Raw genomic sequence first — 15,444 nt, forward strand, 5'->3', positions numbered from 1 at the left:
GAGCACATGATGCCGGCCACGCCGTACAACATCGCGATCGAGCAGGGCGCGACCTACCGCACCACGCTCACCCTCACCGGCCGTGACCTGACCGGCTGCACCGCCCGCATGCAGGTGCGCGAGAGCGTCGCCTCGCCGGCGGTGCTGCTGGAGCTGACGAGCTCGCCCGCGGCCGGGATCACCATCACGCCCGGCCCGCCCGGCGTGATCGACATCGTCATCACCGCCGCCCAGACCGCGGCGATGACCTGGTGGGTTGGCTTCTACGACCTGGAGCTCGTCTGGCCCAACGGTGACGTCGAGCGGCTCCTCAAGGGCGCCGTCACCGTCGACCCCGAGGTCACCCGGTGAGTCCCACCGTCGACCCGCAGCCGCCGTACGAGATCATCATCTCGCCGCAGCCGCCCACCTCCGTCGAGGCGCTGCCGCCGCCGGTCAACGAGGTGTCGCTGGCGGCCGCCGGGCCGCAAGGACCGCCGGGCCCTCAGGGAGAGCCGGGCCCCGCCGGTCCGCCAGGCCCGCCCGGGCCGGCCGGGGGCGACGTCTTTCTTTACGACCGAGCGGGCGTGCCCGCCGCCACATGGACGATCGAGCACGGCCGCGGCCGCCGCGTCCACGTCACCGTCATCGACGACACCGGGACTGAGGTGACCGCCGACGTCGCCCACCCCGACCTCAACACCACCGTGATCACCTTCGCGGCGCCGTTCTCCGGCGCGGCCCTCATCGGATAGGAGCGCCCATGACCCGGAAGGTCCTGAACGGCCTCGACCTCGGCAACCAGCGGATCGTCGCCCTGGGCGACCCGTCCGCCGGCACGGACGCCGCCACGAAACAGTACGTCGACCAGGTCGCTCGCGGCCTGAACTGGAAGCAGGCGGTACGCGCCGCCAGCACCGCCAACGCCACCCTGGCCAGCGCGTACGAGAACGGCGACGTGGTCGACGGCGTCACGCTCGCCACCGGCGACCGCATCCTGATCAAGAACCAGACGACGGCCAGCGAGAACGGCATCTACATCGTCGCCGCCTCCGGCGCCCCGGCCCGAGCGGCGGACATGCCCGCCGGCAGCGACGGCAAGGGCGTCGCCGTCACCGTCACCTCCGGCACCGTCAACGCCGACAAGGTCTACATCCAGACCGCCGACACCGCGACCGTCGGCACCGACGCCCTCGCCTGGAGCCAGCTCGGCGGCGGCGGAACCGCCTACGTCGCCGGCGACGGCCTGACCGAGTCCCCGGCCGGCACGTTCAACGTCAACGCAGGCGCCGGGCTGGAGGTCAGCTCGGACGCGGTACGGATCGCCGCGGCGGCCGCGGGCGCCGGCCTCACCGGCGGCGGCGGATCGGCGCTCGCCGTCGGCGCCGGAACCGGCATCAGCGTGGCCGCCGACGCGGTCGCGGTCGACACCGGCGTGGTGTCCCGGCACGTCGCCGCGAACGTCGGCGACGGCGTCGCCACCCAGATCGACATCACCCACAACCTCGGCACCTTCGACGTGTGCGTGGAGGTCTTCGTCAACAGCGGGTCCCGCGAGACGGTGCTGCCCGACGTCAGCCGAGTGGACGTCAACACCGTGCGACTGAACTTCGCGACGGCGCCCACGTCCGGCCAGTACCGCGCCGTCATCCAGGGCTGAGCCGATGCCCCGCGCCCTCACCGCGCTGCAGCTGGCCCAGCAGACCAGCCCGCCGTCCCCGCCCGCGGGCTACACCGCGGTGTCGGCCCGCGCCGGCGACCTGCTCTACACCGAGGACTCGGCAGGCGTGGAGCGGCTGCTCGCCGCCGGACCCACCCCCGTCCGCGCCACCTCGGCGGTCGCCTCGAACTCGACGACCCTGGCTGACGCCACCGGCCTGGGCCTGGCCCTCCAGTCGGGCAGACGGTACATGTTCCGCTTCTCCGGCCAGTACACCGCGGCCGCCGCCACCACCGGCCTGGGCCTGGCCGTCAACGGGCCGACGCTCGGCGCCGAGGGCCTGCTGGCCAACATCCACATCGCCCACACCAACCAGACGCCCATGCTCGGCGCGGTCACGGCCTACAACACCGCCATCCTCGGCACCGCCAGCGCGGCCGCCACCCGCATGCCATGGGAGGTGTGGGGGTGGATCCACACCGCGGCCGCCGGCCTCCTGCAGCTGCGCCTCCGGTCCGAGGTCGCAGCCTCGCAGGTGACGATCGCGGCAGGCGCCTACGGCTACGCCTGGGCCGTCGGATGAAGCTGCTGGCCGCCGCGCTGCTGCGCCAGGCCGCGTCCGTCCCCACCCCGGCCGCCGGCATCAGCGCCCTGGGCGCGCTCCCGGCCGGGCCTGGGCTGCGCGGGTCCGACGGCGGCAGCCAGCTGCTGCACCAGCTCGCGGTCGGACGCGTCACCTCCGCGCTGACCAACAGCACCACCACGCTCGCCGACATGACCGGCCTGGCCCTGCCGGTCGACGCCGGCGGCGTCTACCTCTTCGAGTTCTCCGGCACCTACTCGACCTCGTCGACCAGCTGCTTCATCGCCGCCGGCGTCAACGGCCCGTCCGCCGCCGGGACCGGCCTGATGTGCAACTTCCACCTTCACATCGGCGTGGGCGCCAACACCTGGCACAACGGCTGCACCGCGGCGTTCGGCGACTTCAACACGCCGGCGTTCGTCCAGGCAGCCAACGCGCCGACGCCGTGGCGCATCTACGGCTCGGCCGAGATCGGAGCCACCGGCGGCCTCCTGGCGCCGCAGTTCGCCCGCAACTCCGGCGCCGGAACCATCACCATCCAGGCCGGCGCCTGGGGCTGGCTCTGGCGCATCGCGTAACCGCCTGCCGACCACCCCTGGAGGCACACATGTCCCTGTCCATCGTCGCCCGCAGCCAGTGGGGCGCCCGTTCACCCCGGCCCTCGGGCCGCTACACCGTCTCCTGGCGAGAGCGGACCGAGTTCTTCGTCCACCACACCTACGGCCCGACGTCGCAGTCTTTGCGCTCGATCCAGAACTTCCACATGGACGGCCGCAAGTGGGGCGACATCGGCTACAACTTCCTGGTCCGAGACGACGGCACCCTCTACGAGGGGCGCGGCTGGCTGACCGTCGGCGCCCACTGCCCCGGGCACAACCGCAGCGGGATCGCCGTGGCGTACATCGGCGACGACAAGCCCACCCCTGCGGCCCTGCGGACGATCCGCGCCCTCTACGTCGAGGCCTGCCGGCGGGCCGGCCGCACGCTGCGGCCGCTGTGCCACAGCGACCGGTTTTCGACCGACTGCCCAGGAGACCGGCTGCGCGCCTGGGTGCGCGCCGGCATGCCCACCACCGATGACGGAGCCGCCGGCGGCTCCTGGACGGAGGACCTCGTGAAGGACCTGCCCACCCTCGCTCTCGACGACCGAGGCTACGACGTCAAGACCGTGCGCGCGTTGCTGTACGCCCGCGGCCACGTGCCGACCTCCGCGTACGGCAGCTCGGCCGGGCTGGCCGAATGGCTTTCCGGCACCGACTACGACGCCGGCCTCGCGGCGCTCGTGGCGGACTTCCAGGAGACCAAGCGGCTGGAGGCCGACGGCATCGTGGGGCCGAAGACCTGGCCCGAACTGCTGCGGCTGTGATCGAGCCGCTCCTCCTGCGGTACCTGATACGCGCTTCCGAACAGCGCGAACGCCCCCGCAGTTATATAAATCCAACCGGAAATGAGGCGATCATGAAGCGACCCCGACGACTTCTCACCGGCCAGTTCTGGGGCGACGCCGCCGAGCGCATGGTGCGCGCCGGCGCGTCCGCCGCGGTGGCCACCGTTGGCACCGGCGCTGTCGGCATCGCAGACATCGCGTGGCCAACCGTCGGCTCGGTCGCTGCCGGCGCCGCGGTGGTCTCTCTGCTGCTGTCGCTCATCGCGGGCACCACCACGAGCGACCCGACGACCGCCGGGTTCACCACCCACTCGGCCGCCCCCAACGCCGGGCCGTACCCGCTGCGGTAGACGGCCAGACCGGCTCCGATGCATGGGAGTCGGTCAGACATTAACCAACCGGGCTGCTCGGGCCCAGGCCTAAGAGCCTGGGCCCGAGTTGCGTATGGAGACGTCTCGCTGCGGACCGTTTTCAGCGCTAGGCGCTGATCGTTTCCGATGCGGCCTATTTCTGAATTACGGGTTTAACGGTGGGAATCAAAGCTCAGCACCTGGTGGAAGAGGCCGCGTAGTAGACGCCGTTGGCGGTCGGCTCGGGCCAAGTCGCGTACGAGACGGTCCTCGTCGATCTTCCCGCGACGGCGTGAGGCCCGGAGTCCGCGGACACAGGCTTGTTGATGCAGACGTAGCGCGTGTAGGTGCACTCGTTGGTAAGGTCCACCCTTCTGGCGTACTCAACGGTGTAGAAGTAGTGCTGGACCTCGCACGCAGCCTTGCTCCCGGCGGAGGCCTGCGAGCCGGTCTGGAGGGGACTAGCGCTGGAGGGAGTGGCCATGATGGACATCGCGAGCGTTGCGACCGCCGCAGCGACGGCGAACTTCTCCTTGACGTTCATATCCTCACCTAACTCTGAAGGGGTCCAGGCTTGCCGCTGGCGATATTGCGCATCCAGCGCCTTCGGCCTGAGGGACGCCTGCAACGCTATGCACGCGCGCTTTTCTTTCGCTTTCGCTCGGCGATAGCCGAAGTATCGAAGTGGGCGGCTACCCCTGGGAGCCCTATGGGGTACGGCGGATCGGGTAGCGCACCTCGAACCCGGAGGCGTCGCGGCAGGTGATGTTGGCCTCGACTACCCGGCCCTCGGCCGCGCCGGCGGTGGCGATGGTGGTGCGGATGACGCACAGGACTGGTACGCCGGGGGCGAGCTGCAGGAGGTTCGTCTCCTCCGGTGTGGCCGCGCGGGCGGTGATGACGCCCTCCCAGTCGAGCCGGCCCCAGCCGAGGTCGGTCTCCATCCGGTCGTAGATGCCGCCGGGCCCCGTGTCGGCCTGGGCCAGCACGGTGCCAACGGCGAGGTCGGACGGAAGGTAGGACGTGGCGAGCTGGGCCACGCGACCGCTCTCGGGATCGCCCATCACACGGTCACGGATGACGACCGGGTCGCCGACCGCGAGGCCGAGCAGCGGGGCGACGTCGGGCGGGCAGGGGCCCTCGCTCACGGTGGGCGGCTGCAGGGCTCGCAGGTTCTGGACGGTCTGGCTGAAGTAGTAGCCGAGCTCGTCGCGCCAGACCTGGGTGTCGAGGGTGAGTGTGGAGCGTTCGGCGGGCTGGCGGACGGTGGTGCCGCCGCGACGTACGGGGGTGAGCAGGCCCTCGGTGGTGAGTTGGGCGACCGCGCGCCGCACGGTGGTACGGCTCACGCCGTACTGCTCTTCGAGCTCCTCCTCGCGAGGGATCTTGGAGCCGGGCGGGTAGACGCCGGTCGTGATCGCCTCGCGCAGGGCTTGCGCGACCTGGTGCCAGAGAGCCATCGCTATCACCTCAGGGCCATTACATCACTATCTATTGACGGTCGGGTCACCCTAGCCCATCCTCCGAATAGGTAACTATCTATTCGGAGGGATCATGTTAGAAGTGCACGAGCGCGGACGCGTCAGCGCCTTCTTCCGGCGCGTCGCCGACATTCACCACCACGGCGAGCGCCCGGCCGTCATCGCCATCACCCACCTGCTCCCAGGCCGCGAGGTCTTCCTCGCCGGCGTCGCCCGCATCGGCGACATCGTCGCCGTCCTGCCCAAACCGCGCAGCATCCACGAGCCCACCCTGCGCGAGGTCGGCCGCACCTGGCAGACCGACACCCTCGACCGCGACGCCTTCGCCGACCCCGAGCACGTCCTGGCCTACGTCGAGTCCCGCGCCGCCGGCCGCGACCTCGTGCTCCTCGACGTCGGCGGCTACTTCGCGCCAGCGCTGGAGCACCTGGCCGCCCGCTTCTCCGGCCGCCTGCTCGGTGTGGTGGAGGACACCGAGAACGGCCACCAGCGCTACGCCGCCCTCGACAAGACGCCGGTGCCCGTCTACTCCGTCGCCCGCAGCCCCCTCAAGGACCCCGAGGACTACTTGGTGGGCCAAAGCGTGGTCTTCAGCACCGAGGCCCTCGTCCGCTCCCGCGACGACATCCTCAACGGCAGGCCGGCGTGCGTCATCGGCTACGGCAAGCTCGGCCGCTCGATCGCCGCCATGCTCCACTCCCGCCACGTCGGCGTCACCGTCTTCGACATCGACCCCGTCCGCCGCGTCCAGGCCCTGTCCCAGGGCTACCGCACCGCCCCCGCCCTGGCGGACGCGCTCGCCGGCGCCGGGCTCGTGGTGTGCGCGACCGGCAACATGGCGTTGAAGGAGGAGGACTTTCGCCGCGTCGCCAACGGCGCCTACATCGCCAGCGTCACCAGCAGCGATGACGAGCTGGAGTTGTCCTCCCTCACCGGCCTCTACACCCGCACGGCCGTCGAGCCACACATCACCAGATACGCGGCCGTCGGCCACTACTTCTACGTCCTGGCCGACGGCAACGCGGTCAACTTCCTGCACGGCGCGAGCGTCGGCTCCTACATCCTGCTCGTCCAAGCCGAGATCCTCGCCGCGACCGCCCTCATCGCCTCGCAGCCGGTCGACGCGGGCATGTGGGATGTTCCCGCCGATACCCGGCAGTCGATTGCAGGGGCCTGGCTCACGTATTTCGATGGGGGGTCATGACCGTGACCCGAGACGAGATCTCGCGCATGCTGGAGCTCTACCTCACCGCCCACCCCGGCCGCCTTCACACCGCCACCCGCCTCCTCCAGGCCCTCGACGACCCATCGGCCGGCGACCTCGCATCTCGCTCGACCTTCCCCCTGCACGTCACCGCCAGCGCCGCCGCCCGCAACGACCGCGGCCAGGTGCTCATGATCCACCACCGTGTGCTGGACCGGTGGCTTCTGCCCGGCGGCCATGTCGAGCCCGGCGACGTCAGCCTCTACGGGGCCGCGCTGCGGGAGCTGGAGGAGGAGACGGGTATCCCGTGGCGGCACGCGGTCTCCCCGCCGGCGGGCATCATCGCGCCCGTGGACCTCGACATCCACGAGATTCCGGCTAACCCGGCGAAGGGCGAGCCGGCCCACTGGCACGCCGACTTCCGCTTCGCCTTCTGGGCCACCACCGACGAGGTGGTCATCCAGGCCGAGGAGATCGTCGACTACGCCTGGCGGCCGACGACCGACCTGCCCACCCGCGCGCTCGAGGAAGCCCTCGCGGCGGTGTGACCCCGGCACGATGAAGCCCCGCTCCGGACCTGGAGCGGGGCTTCATCGTTGTCCGGTTCCCGCCGGGCCGAGCCGGACTATGCGGGCTCGTGCCGGCCGAACGAGCTCTCCCCGCGCGGCAAACTCGGGCACTCGTTCGGGAGCAGGACGCCCGCCTGCGGCTCGACCGCCGCCCAGTAGAAGGCCCCGCTGGGCGGTGCCGGCAGCGCCTCGATCCGGGCAGCACAATGCCTGCACGTCGCCTTGTCGTGAGGTTCCGGGTCTGGCAGCCAGCCGTCGTTAGTGGGCACGTCGAACACCATCCGGTGATGGTACGTGAGCGTGTCAGGTGCGCTGGCGCCCAGGTGCGCGATGCCGGCTAGGACACCAGGTGCAGCGCCAGGAGTCCTGCGAAGCCCATGTACGGCAGCACGCGGAAGGTGACCGCCGAGCGGGAGCGTGTGATCGCCATCAGCAGAGCGCCCACGGTGACCACGAAGCAGATCACGCAGGCGAGGCTCAGCACGGCGGCCGCGGCCAGCGACTCGGCCCGGCCGGCGAGGATCGCGCCGGCGATGGTGCTCGCAGCGGCAAGGACGGTCTCCAGCCAGGCGAGCGCCCAGCCGGCGCCGGTGAGGGGATGGGTGTTGCGTCGGTCCTGCATGGCGATCTCCTGCTCGGTCGGTCGGGCTGGGGGGCTGGGGGACCCTCCAGGAGGGGTGCGTGCGGCCGCTGGGGGCGTGCTCGCGGGGGTTCCCTGGGGGTCCCCCGGCCCCCCGGGCGAGTGCCTGCTCGGGCGTCCCGGTGCTGGCCGGGCGCGGTGTGGGGGTCCCCGGGGGTCCCCGGGGGACTCAGGTCTCCTCGTCGGGGTCCCCGGGGGACCCGTCGAGGACCTCGGCGTCGACCACGTCGTCGGTCTGGTCGTCGGTCTGGTCGACGTCGGGCCACGCCGCGATGTGGTCGGGCACCTCCTGCTCGCCGGCGGCGATGCGGTCGGCGCACGCCCGGGCGTCGGCCAGGTCGTAGCCGCGGCGCTTCTTGCCACCGCGCTCGAAACTGTTGGGGAGCGGCGCGAGGCCGAGCGGGCGCAGCAGCTCGGCGAGCTCGGCCTTGCTGTCGACGCCGACGCGGGCGGCCAGGACCTCGCTGTGCAGGCGCCCGTCGCGGGCCTTGCCGAGCGCGGTGAGCACGCGCCGCACGATCTCCGGCAGTTCCTGCCCGGCGACGGCCAGCTGCAGGACCTGCTCGGCGTGCACCACGGTGGCGGTCGCGGCGGCGGTGCGCGGCATCGGCGCCGCGCCGGAGGCGACGCGTTCGGCCCGGGCGCGGGCGGCGATGGCGGCCGGGTCCTCCCAGCCGGCGGTGGCGCCGCCGCGCAGCAGCCTCAGGTGCCGCTCGGAGTCGGCCTGCCGTACCGGCTTGCCCGGCTCTGGCCGCGGCTCCATCTGGGAGCGGCTGGCAGGCGGGTGGGTGAGCGCCGGGTGCCAGACCAGCGGCTCGCCGGTCGGCTCGTACAGGCCGGGCAGCTCGACCGGCGCCGGCGGGGTCAGGTGTTCGCGCTCCTCGGGCGTGGAGAAGCACCAGCGCATCCGGTCCAGGCGGGTGGCGTACGCGTCCCCGGCCGCGGCGGCTGAGGGTGCGTCCAGCTCGGGCCGTATGCCGCTGACGGCCAGGCTCGCGGGCCGGATGTCTCGGGCGGGCTTGAGCCGGTAGGCCTTCCAGGACCGCACCTCGGGGCTGCCGAAGCGGCGGGCGAACCCGCTGCCGGGGCCGGCGAGGTCCTGGACGTTGACGCCCTTGGCGTAGTCGTAGAGGTAGTTGGCTTCCTTCTGTTCGCCGCCGGCCATGAACAGCCGGTTGTGCATCAGGTTCAGCAGGTCGGTGCTGAGGGTGCCGGAGATGGAGCGCAGGGTCGACAGCAGGTAGGTGACCGCCTCGGCTCGGCCGATGCGGGCGGTCTTCTCGATCAGCTTGCGGATCTCCCGCTGGATCGGGTCGCGGATGCTGTCGGACAGCACCTCGTGGCCTTCGTCGAGGATCGTGGTGATCTGCGGAACGGCGGGGCTGATGGGCAGCTTGTCCTCGTCGGAGGCCAGGCGCAGGGCGGCGTAGGCGGTCTTGCGCTCCAGCGCGATGCGCACTTTCGCATCGGCCATGAGCAGCGCCTCCTCGGCGCAGCACGCGGCCCAGTCGATGGCCGGCCGGTCGGTGTGGCCGTCGAGCCATGGGCGCAGCCAGGGGATGGAGACGTTGCCGCCGTTGAGGTCCATCTGCCAGGTCAGGCCGTCCTCGCATCGGCCGAGCGCCGCGGTGGCGGCGTGCAGGGTGCCGGTCTTCGCCGAGCCGGTGGTGCCGACCACGATGGTGCGCGGCTGCCGTACCTGCAGCGTCAGCGGGTCGCCGTTGCGGCACAGCCCCAGCGTGATGCCGTCCAGGATCGAGCGCGGGCTGTGGTCGCCCGGATAGTCCAGGTCCTCGACCAGCCGGTTGACCGTGGCCACGTCCATCCAGACGCTGCGCTTGCTGCCGCCGCCGCGGAACTCGACGTTGCAGCCGGCGGGCAGGTCGGCCGAGGCCGCGAGGCGTACGGCGTAGCCGTCCATCGTGTCCAGGCTCGTGCCGTCGTCCGGCAGGCGCAGCTGCAGGGAGAACCCGCCGCCGTTGCCCCAGGTCTGCATGCCGGTGACGCGCACCCGCACCCGGGCCACGCGCTGGATGCGGCGCACCCACTCCTCGGCCAGCGGCTGGTCGCGGCGAGGGATGCCGGTCACGGGCAGCGCGACGTTGCCGAGCAGCCCGGCCTGGTGGCCGTGCCGGTTCGTGCGCCCGCCCGGGTAGCTGGCCCACGTGTAGGTCATGCCGCCCGCGGTCGACAGGCCCACCAGGGTCAGCCACGGCTCCGGCGCCCAGAGGTCGGTCAGCAGCGCCCAGGTGAGCCAGCCGCCGGCCAGCAGCCGGGCGGCCAGCCGCCAGACCAGGGTGCGCCGGGCGAGGTCGCGCCCGGTCAGGTACGTCAGCGCGGCACCCGCCGTGGTGGCGGCGATGGGCCAGACCACCGGGACGTCCAACATCGGACCGCCGACGACCGCGGCGGCGGCCAGGGTCAACCCGCTGAGCGCCGCGGCGCCGCCGGGCCCGCGCGGGGTCAGCCCCCAGTCGGCGCGTGGCTGCTGCATGGTCTTCTTCGTGCTCACCGTGCCCCCTCGGTCGGCGTGCGCGGACGGGTAACCCAGGTCAGTGGGCCGGTCAGCGGTGGTTCCACTTCGCCTCGCCGCGGCGCGGGTGGAGCCTGCGCGCGATGTCCTCTTCGTGCTTGAGCCGGAAGAGCGTGGCGACCTCGGTCATGTCGTTACCGAGGCGGGCGATGGCCGTGTAGGTGTCCTGGATGCGCTCGACGACGTCGGGGTGGCACGGGTACTCCTCCATGAGCTTGCCCGCCCAGATGCGGAAGGCGGTGGCCCAGGCGAGCGGGACCTCATGGAGCTGGTCGGCCATGGCGGCCATGTCCATCATGTCGTCGGTGTCCCATGCGGCCGCGGCCGTGGGCATCTCCTGGGCTGCCATCAAGAACGTGTTCGCGGTGGTCATGCGCTTGCTTCCTTCGGTAGTCGTCTCTGGGGTGGCGTCACCGGCCGGCGATGTCGCCGGCTGCGCGGCCGGGCTCGGCTCTGTGCCGGGCTGAGCGCCGGCGGCCTCGGCGTCCGCCCCGGCGTCGGCCGCACGGGTTGCGGCGTGGCGGCGCAGCAGGGCGGCGGCGAGCTGGCCGAGACGGGCGCCGGCCTCGGTGGTGTCGGAGTTCCAGGCCCGGCCCTTGCGGAAGAGCCAGCGCCACAAGCGGCCGGCCTGGCGGGCCCCGGACCGGGCCAGCGCCTGCGTGGCGCCGGTCCACTCGGTGTTGATGGCTCGCCCGCGCTGGCGGGCACTGTTGAAGGCGGCGCGCAGCGGGCCCCTGTGGCCGCTGCGGCCGCCTGGGGGCCGCCCGTCGAGTCGCGGCCGGAACGCCCCTCGGCCGCGGCCGCCGGCGTCGGGGCGGCCCCGATCGCGAAACCGCACGCGCCGACCGGCCGGGCCGGCGCGGTCCGTGCGGTCGCCGCGGCGCTGGGCGCGGTCGCCGCCGCGCTTGGTGCGCGAGCCGGGACCGGTGCGCAGGGCCGACAGTCCGGTGCCGGGCCGGCCGCCCCGGCCAGGACCGCCGAACGTCATCCGCCGGCTGGTGCCGGACGGGGGCGAGCCCCGGCCGCCTGGACGGCTGCCGGGGCGGCTGAACGGTGAGCTGAACTTGCCGAGCCGGAAGGGCGGCGGCGAGCCGCGGCCGCGGCCGCCCCCGCCGGTCGTGGACGCCGGGGAGGTTCTGCGCGGGTGCGCCTTACGCCATCGCCAGTAGCCGTACCCGCCGGCGCCGGCCGCGGCGGTGACTCCGCCGACGGCCAGCCCGAGCGGGCCGACCAGCTCCCACAGCGCCCAGCCGCCCACGAGCACCGTGGCGCCGGCGCCCGCGGCCAGCTGCCCAGCAGGTGTGCCGAGCGCGAGCGGCTCGCCCGCGTCCGCGTCCTGCGGGCCGTCGGCGGACGCGCCGGCCGCCTCCTCCTGGTCGTCGTCGAACGGCTCGACGTCGTCCGGCGGGGAGGTGTCGGGCGTGTGGCTGCGGGTGTCGCCTGCCGGGGCAGTCATACACCGCCGCCCAACCCGGAGCGCGCCACCCGCGCGCCGGGCACCGCGGCACCGTTGACGGGTGGCTGCTCGTGGTCGTCGAGGATCTGCTCGATCAACTCCTCGACCGCGGCCGGGGCGTCCTCGTCGGCCGCTTCGTCGTCGTCCCCCTCAGCCTGGCGAATGATCTTCTCCACCCGGCTGCGGGTCGTCTCGAACGCGGCCGCCAGACCACGGATGGAGGCGCCTTCGGCACGGGCGGCCAAGACCGCGTCAGCCAGGGTGCGGGCGACCGGCGCCGGAGTGGCTGCGGGTTCAGCCACCGCGCCGGCGGGTGGCTGAGGGTGGCTGCCGGCGGGCGGGTCGACGACCTCGATCTGCTCAGCGTCGGCGGCGGCCTGGCGGATCTGCTTCATGAGCAGCTCGTAGGAGACGATGACGGCCAGCGGCGGGATGGCACTGGTGAGCTGCGACACCAGGCCGCGGTCCCAGCCGTAGGCCACGTTGACCGCCAGGGTGACCAGCGCGCCGACGAACAGCGTCAGCCACGCCAGCACCGGCCGGCCGGTGGCCGAGTCCCGGCCCCTCCTGGCCGCCTGCAGAATGTTCATGCTCGCCATGAAGATCACGCCGTCGATGAGGAGCGGGTAGCCGAGCGCCACCGCCATCGGCTCACCGGCCGCGTGGACGAGCTCGTAGGCGTGCCAGGAACTGATGGCTGTGCCGACGGTCGCGACGAGCAGGATGGTGACCACCGAGGAGCGGCGGATGCGCCGGTCTCCCGCCGCCTGCCCGGCGCGCGGCGGACGGCCGGCGTTCACCGGCGCGGCGGCCTGCTGCGGCGAGCCGCTCGACGTCTTCGGCGCCGCCCGCCGTCGCCAGCCACGCCACCGGCCGCGCCGCTCCGGCGAAGGCTGGCCCGCGGTGGCGGACGCGGTCGAACGTGCGTTCTCTGGTGCGGCCGTGGCCGCGTGGGATATCTGTGTCACTGCTCGATCTCCTGTGTACGCAGGTATCGGGTGTTCGCGCCCTCGGCCAGCGAGGTGAGATTCGACTGGCCGAGGGCGTTTCAGATCTTGAAGTTGAGCCCGGCGCGGGAGAGGGAGTAGTCCCGCGCCGGGGCTTTTGGTGGCCTCCCGCCCGAGCCTCGTGGCAACGGGCCAAGCCACAGGGCGGGAGGCCTGCCCGGCGTTGTGTGGGATGCGCCGGGAGTCTGGTGGCCCCGCCCGCCCGGTCGGGCGGGGCCGGTCCGGCTGCGGCAGCCGGAGTGGATGGGCGACCCGCCGCCTTCCCGACGGGCCGCCCGCCCGGCCTGCTGAGAGGTGACGTCAGCGGGCCGGGCTGCTCAGGGGTGGTGCATGCCGTAGCCGTCGCCCCGGGGTCGGCTGGCGCACTCACCGGCTCGGGGCCGACCTGGCCGAAATGGCGCGTCCGGGGAGAGCTCCCAGAGGAAGCGCTTCAGCACGATCACCTCGGTGCACCACTGGCACCTGATGACCTCCGGTGCGGGGGACATAGATCCGGGGATCGGCGCGTTCAGGGTCATGCCGTTGCGGCCCGCTCGAAGCCGAGCTCGGCGTAGATCATGCGCCCGCCGCCGGTGGGCCCCTCGCCGTAGGCGCTGGCCAGCCGGGAGATGGTCGCGTGCGCGGTCGGCGGGTCGACCTCGTTGGGCAGGTCGTTCGGGTAGTGCAGCTCGAAGCGGATCCAGTCCCGGTCCGCGGTCGTGATCAGGTTCAGGTTGCTGTCGTGTCCGGTGTGGGCCAGGCCCACCTCGAACATCCCGCGCACGATCGTGTCGGCCTGCGCCGCGTAGCCGGGCTTGTGCCGGTCCGTGATCGCGCGGGCGTGCATGGCCGCAGCGTCTGTGCTGCCAGGGATCGGGGCGTAGTCCTGCGTCCAAATGCTCATGGTCACCACCAGGGGAAAGCCGTACATACGGCTGCCGTGCCGTACTCACAGCTTGCAAGCCGTATGTCCGGCTGTCAAGCTGTATGGCGTGACCGAACCGTCGTATTTGCGAGTGGCGGCCGACATCAGGCGGCGTATCCAGAACGGTGAACTGGCTCCAGGTGAGCGTCTTCGTGCACGTCATGAGCTTGCGGCGGACTACGGAGTCGCCGAGGGCGTGATCAGGGAGGCCACGCGGCTCCTCGCCACCGAAGGGGTCCTCGACTCCCGCCCGGGCGCCGGCATGTACGTGCGCGAGCGGCCGGTGCGGCGCACGCTCGTCCGCTCGTGGTTCCGACCGCGAGAGACGGGGTCACCGTTCGCCGCCGAGATGGAGACGATGGGCCGCCAGGGCCTGTGGACTCATCGCTCCGACACGATGCAGGCACCGCCCAGCGTGCGGGCCCGGCTCGCCCTGCCGGAACCGGGCGAAGAGCACGACGTGATGCGCACGATCTACACCTTCAGCTCGACCGACGACGAACGGCCCTGGCTCTACTCGACGTCGTATGAACCGCTGGAGATCACCAAGGGCACCGTCATCGCCTTCCCGGAAGGCGGGCCCTACGGCGGCCTCGGCGTGACCCACCGCATGGCCAAGATCCAGATTCTCGTGGACCGGTGGCGTGAACGCCCGGGCGCCCGGCCGGCGCTGCCGCACGAGGCTGCCGCGCTCAAGATTCCGGCAGGCAGTCTCGTCCTCACCGTCGACCGCGCCTACTTCGCCGGCGAACGAGTGGTGGAGGTCGCTGACATCGTCGTCCCCGCAGAGACGACCGACCTCGAGTACACCGGGCCGGTGGGGGAGCTGGAGACCTGGAAGGCCTGAGCCGGCGAGCACGGCCTACCGGGGTAGCCTGACGTCAGGGTCCCCGGGTCGGGGAAGGTCCGGGGGCCCGCTAGTCCCCAAGTGAGATGCGCGGGGGAGCGCCGGCGTTTACTGTCCGACGTCCTGGAACTCCAGCCAGTTGCCGTCTTGAAGGACAGGCCGAGAGGGAGCGCGAGCTGGCCGGCCGCCGCGGGCGGTGGGGCCGCGCGGCGACCGGGTTCGGGCACTCTACGTCGCAGGTGAAAGCCCTGTCTACCCGGTAGGCCCTGTAGACCCGGAAGACTCAGGAGACCCTGAGGAACCTGTGTACCTCAGGCCCCCTGGGGTCCCCGTAAGGCCCGAGGGACCCGGGGCTAGGCCCCACTATTTTCATGATCGTGACCGTGGACCACTTCAATCCGACTCCGAAGTTCGAGCAGATCGCTGCGATCGTGCGAGACCAGATACGCCGGGGTGAGCTGCGGCCGCTCATGCCGATTCCGTCGGAGAACCAGATGGTCGAGATGCACGGCGTCGCAAGGGACACGGCGCGGGCGGCGGCACGGTTGCTCGCAAAGGAGGGATGGGTGTTCACCATCCAGGGTCGCGGGACCTTCGTCGCGCGCCGCGAGGACTGGCCCAGCGAGTAGGGGCATCGCGGGTTGCCGGACCATTGCCGGACCATTGGGTCCGGTCGCATCCGGTTTCATTCGGCGTTAACCGTCAACGTTGTCACCTGGTTGACCTGCCGATATGCCTGCAATAGATCATGGTCGATGGCAATCGATCACATGCCTCAGGGGACTGCTAATGCGGTTTGGGTTTACCGCCCATCCGGGGTTCAAATCCCCGAGCCTCCGCAGGA

At 72.1% G+C, this 15,444-nt stretch carries 19 protein-coding genes; 11 read left to right on the forward strand and 8 right to left on the reverse strand.

The features are described from left to right. Positions 1-6: 6 nt before the first annotated feature. The 7 genes from ACIBG7_RS43315 to ACIBG7_RS43345 all read left to right on the forward strand — a co-directional run bounded on the left by ACIBG7_RS43315 (position 7) and on the right by ACIBG7_RS43345 (position 3,959). Positions 7-351 (forward strand): hypothetical protein, encoded by a 345-nt coding sequence (locus tag ACIBG7_RS43315; protein WP_397340111.1) that lies wholly within the window; start codon positions 7-9, stop codon positions 349-351. After that, positions 348-734, forward strand: coding sequence for a hypothetical protein (locus ACIBG7_RS43320; protein ID WP_397340112.1), 387 nt, complete (start codon positions 348-350; stop codon positions 732-734). Before ACIBG7_RS43315 ends, ACIBG7_RS43320 begins: the two co-directional genes overlap by 4 nt. Before the next feature lie 8 nt (positions 735-742). Continuing rightward, entirely contained in the window at positions 743-1,639 is an 897-nt protein-coding gene (locus tag ACIBG7_RS43325; RefSeq protein WP_397340113.1) for a hypothetical protein, read from the forward strand. Positions 1,640-1,643: 4 nt separating this feature from the next. Next, the gene (locus ACIBG7_RS43330; RefSeq protein WP_397340114.1) at positions 1,644-2,222 is read left to right on the forward strand and encodes a hypothetical protein; all 579 of its coding nucleotides are present in this window, start codon (positions 1,644-1,646) and stop codon (positions 2,220-2,222) included. Then, positions 2,219-2,800 (forward strand): hypothetical protein, encoded by a 582-nt coding sequence (locus ACIBG7_RS43335; RefSeq protein ID WP_397340115.1) that lies wholly within the window; start codon positions 2,219-2,221, stop codon positions 2,798-2,800. Before ACIBG7_RS43330 ends, ACIBG7_RS43335 begins: the two co-directional genes overlap by 4 nt. A 29-nt stretch (positions 2,801-2,829) precedes the next feature. Continuing rightward, the gene (locus ACIBG7_RS43340) at positions 2,830-3,588 is read left to right on the forward strand and encodes an N-acetylmuramoyl-L-alanine amidase (protein WP_397340116.1); all 759 of its coding nucleotides are present in this window, start codon (positions 2,830-2,832) and stop codon (positions 3,586-3,588) included. 92 nt (positions 3,589-3,680) lie between these two features. Continuing rightward, positions 3,681-3,959: a holin gene (locus ACIBG7_RS43345; protein ID WP_397340117.1), complete on the forward strand. Its 279-nt coding sequence runs from the start codon at positions 3,681-3,683 to the stop codon at positions 3,957-3,959. A 193-nt stretch (positions 3,960-4,152) separates the two neighbouring features. Here ACIBG7_RS43345 and ACIBG7_RS43350 read toward each other — a convergent pair whose 3' ends face one another. Together ACIBG7_RS43350 and ACIBG7_RS43355 are read right to left on the reverse strand one after the other, a co-directional pair. Further along, positions 4,153-4,503: a hypothetical protein gene (locus ACIBG7_RS43350; RefSeq protein ID WP_397340118.1), complete on the reverse strand. Its 351-nt coding sequence runs from the start codon at positions 4,501-4,503 to the stop codon at positions 4,153-4,155. A gap of 163 nt (positions 4,504-4,666) precedes the next feature. After that, on the reverse strand, positions 4,667-5,419 hold the full coding sequence (locus ACIBG7_RS43355; RefSeq protein WP_397340119.1) for a GntR family transcriptional regulator: 753 nt from the start codon (positions 5,417-5,419) through the stop codon (positions 4,667-4,669). A 94-nt stretch (positions 5,420-5,513) separates the two neighbouring features. Between ACIBG7_RS43355 and ACIBG7_RS43360 the strand changes: the two genes are divergently transcribed. Both ACIBG7_RS43360 and ACIBG7_RS43365 read left to right on the forward strand, forming a co-directional pair. After that, on the forward strand, positions 5,514-6,644 hold the full coding sequence (locus tag ACIBG7_RS43360; RefSeq protein ID WP_397340120.1) for an adenosylhomocysteinase: 1,131 nt from the start codon (positions 5,514-5,516) through the stop codon (positions 6,642-6,644). Beyond that, positions 6,641-7,192, forward strand: a complete 552-nt coding sequence (locus ACIBG7_RS43365; protein ID WP_397340121.1) for an NUDIX hydrolase — start codon at positions 6,641-6,643, stop codon at positions 7,190-7,192. The genes ACIBG7_RS43360 and ACIBG7_RS43365 overlap by 4 nt, the downstream gene beginning before the upstream one ends. Positions 7,193-7,269: 77 nt before the next feature. On the opposite strand, the gene ACIBG7_RS43370 is transcribed toward ACIBG7_RS43365, so the two are convergent. The 6 genes from ACIBG7_RS43370 to ACIBG7_RS43395 form a co-directional block, all read right to left on the reverse strand. After that, positions 7,270-7,482: a hypothetical protein gene (locus tag ACIBG7_RS43370; RefSeq protein WP_397340122.1), complete on the reverse strand. Its 213-nt coding sequence runs from the start codon at positions 7,480-7,482 to the stop codon at positions 7,270-7,272. A 68-nt stretch (positions 7,483-7,550) separates the two neighbouring features. After that, positions 7,551-7,835 carry a hypothetical protein gene (locus tag ACIBG7_RS43375; RefSeq protein WP_397340123.1) on the reverse strand — a complete coding sequence of 95 codons (285 nt, stop codon included), beginning with the start codon at positions 7,833-7,835 and terminating at the stop codon, positions 7,551-7,553. A gap of 187 nt (positions 7,836-8,022) precedes the next feature. Further along, positions 8,023-10,365 carry a hypothetical protein gene (locus tag ACIBG7_RS43380; RefSeq protein WP_397340124.1) on the reverse strand — a complete coding sequence of 781 codons (2,343 nt, stop codon included), beginning with the start codon at positions 10,363-10,365 and terminating at the stop codon, positions 8,023-8,025. Between the two features lie 52 nt (positions 10,366-10,417). Beyond that, complete coding sequence (locus ACIBG7_RS43385; RefSeq protein WP_397340125.1) at positions 10,418-11,842, reverse strand: hypothetical protein; 1,425 nt, start codon at positions 11,840-11,842, stop codon at positions 10,418-10,420. Then, on the reverse strand, positions 11,839-12,810 hold the full coding sequence (locus tag ACIBG7_RS43390) for a DUF2637 domain-containing protein (RefSeq protein ID WP_397340126.1): 972 nt from the start codon (positions 12,808-12,810) through the stop codon (positions 11,839-11,841). Before ACIBG7_RS43390 ends, ACIBG7_RS43385 begins: the two co-directional genes overlap by 4 nt. Before the next feature lie 553 nt (positions 12,811-13,363). Next, a complete protein-coding gene (locus ACIBG7_RS43395) occupies positions 13,364-13,732 on the reverse strand; it encodes a hypothetical protein (RefSeq protein WP_397340127.1) in 369 nt (122 codons plus the stop codon). Positions 13,733-13,820: 88 nt separating this feature from the next. Between ACIBG7_RS43395 and ACIBG7_RS43400 the strand changes: the two genes are divergently transcribed. Then, a complete protein-coding gene (locus ACIBG7_RS43400; RefSeq protein WP_397340128.1) occupies positions 13,821-14,600 on the forward strand; it encodes a GntR family transcriptional regulator in 780 nt (259 codons plus the stop codon). Positions 14,601-14,971: 371 nt separating this feature from the next. Further along, positions 14,972-15,229: a GntR family transcriptional regulator gene (locus ACIBG7_RS43405; RefSeq protein WP_397340129.1), complete on the forward strand. Its 258-nt coding sequence runs from the start codon at positions 14,972-14,974 to the stop codon at positions 15,227-15,229. The last annotated feature ends 215 nt before the right edge of the window (positions 15,230-15,444 follow it).

It is taken from the genome of Nonomuraea sp. NPDC050328 (assembly GCF_044459405.1).
Lineage (GTDB): Bacteria > Actinomycetota > Actinomycetes > Streptosporangiales > Streptosporangiaceae > Nonomuraea.

Bases quoted from the DNA above. Each gene is read 5' to 3' on its own strand.
- ACIBG7_RS43395 (WP_397340127.1), bottom strand. From the start codon at position 13,732: ATGAGCATTTGGACGCAGGACTACGCCCCGATCCCTGGCAGCACAGAC.
- ACIBG7_RS43335 (WP_397340115.1), top strand. From the start codon at position 2,219: ATGAAGCTGCTGGCCGCCGCGCTGCTGCGCCAGGCCGCGTCCGTCCCC.
- ACIBG7_RS43405 (WP_397340129.1), top strand. From the start codon at position 14,972: ATGATCGTGACCGTGGACCACTTCAATCCGACTCCGAAGTTCGAGCAG.
- ACIBG7_RS43315 (WP_397340111.1), top strand. From the start codon at position 7: ATGATGCCGGCCACGCCGTACAACATCGCGATCGAGCAGGGCGCGACC.
- ACIBG7_RS43345 (WP_397340117.1), top strand. From the start codon at position 3,681: ATGAAGCGACCCCGACGACTTCTCACCGGCCAGTTCTGGGGCGACGCC.
- ACIBG7_RS43365 (WP_397340121.1), top strand. From the start codon at position 6,641: ATGACCGTGACCCGAGACGAGATCTCGCGCATGCTGGAGCTCTACCTC.
- ACIBG7_RS43375 (WP_397340123.1), bottom strand. From the start codon at position 7,835: ATGCAGGACCGACGCAACACCCATCCCCTCACCGGCGCCGGCTGGGCG.
- ACIBG7_RS43340 (WP_397340116.1), top strand. From the start codon at position 2,830: ATGTCCCTGTCCATCGTCGCCCGCAGCCAGTGGGGCGCCCGTTCACCC.
- ACIBG7_RS43325 (WP_397340113.1), top strand. From the start codon at position 743: ATGACCCGGAAGGTCCTGAACGGCCTCGACCTCGGCAACCAGCGGATC.
- ACIBG7_RS43330 (WP_397340114.1), top strand. From the start codon at position 1,644: ATGCCCCGCGCCCTCACCGCGCTGCAGCTGGCCCAGCAGACCAGCCCG.
- ACIBG7_RS43385 (WP_397340125.1), bottom strand. From the start codon at position 11,842: ATGACTGCCCCGGCAGGCGACACCCGCAGCCACACGCCCGACACCTCC.
- ACIBG7_RS43350 (WP_397340118.1), bottom strand. From the start codon at position 4,503: ATGAACGTCAAGGAGAAGTTCGCCGTCGCTGCGGCGGTCGCAACGCTC.
- ACIBG7_RS43355 (WP_397340119.1), bottom strand. From the start codon at position 5,419: ATGGCTCTCTGGCACCAGGTCGCGCAAGCCCTGCGCGAGGCGATCACG.
- ACIBG7_RS43360 (WP_397340120.1), top strand. From the start codon at position 5,514: ATGTTAGAAGTGCACGAGCGCGGACGCGTCAGCGCCTTCTTCCGGCGC.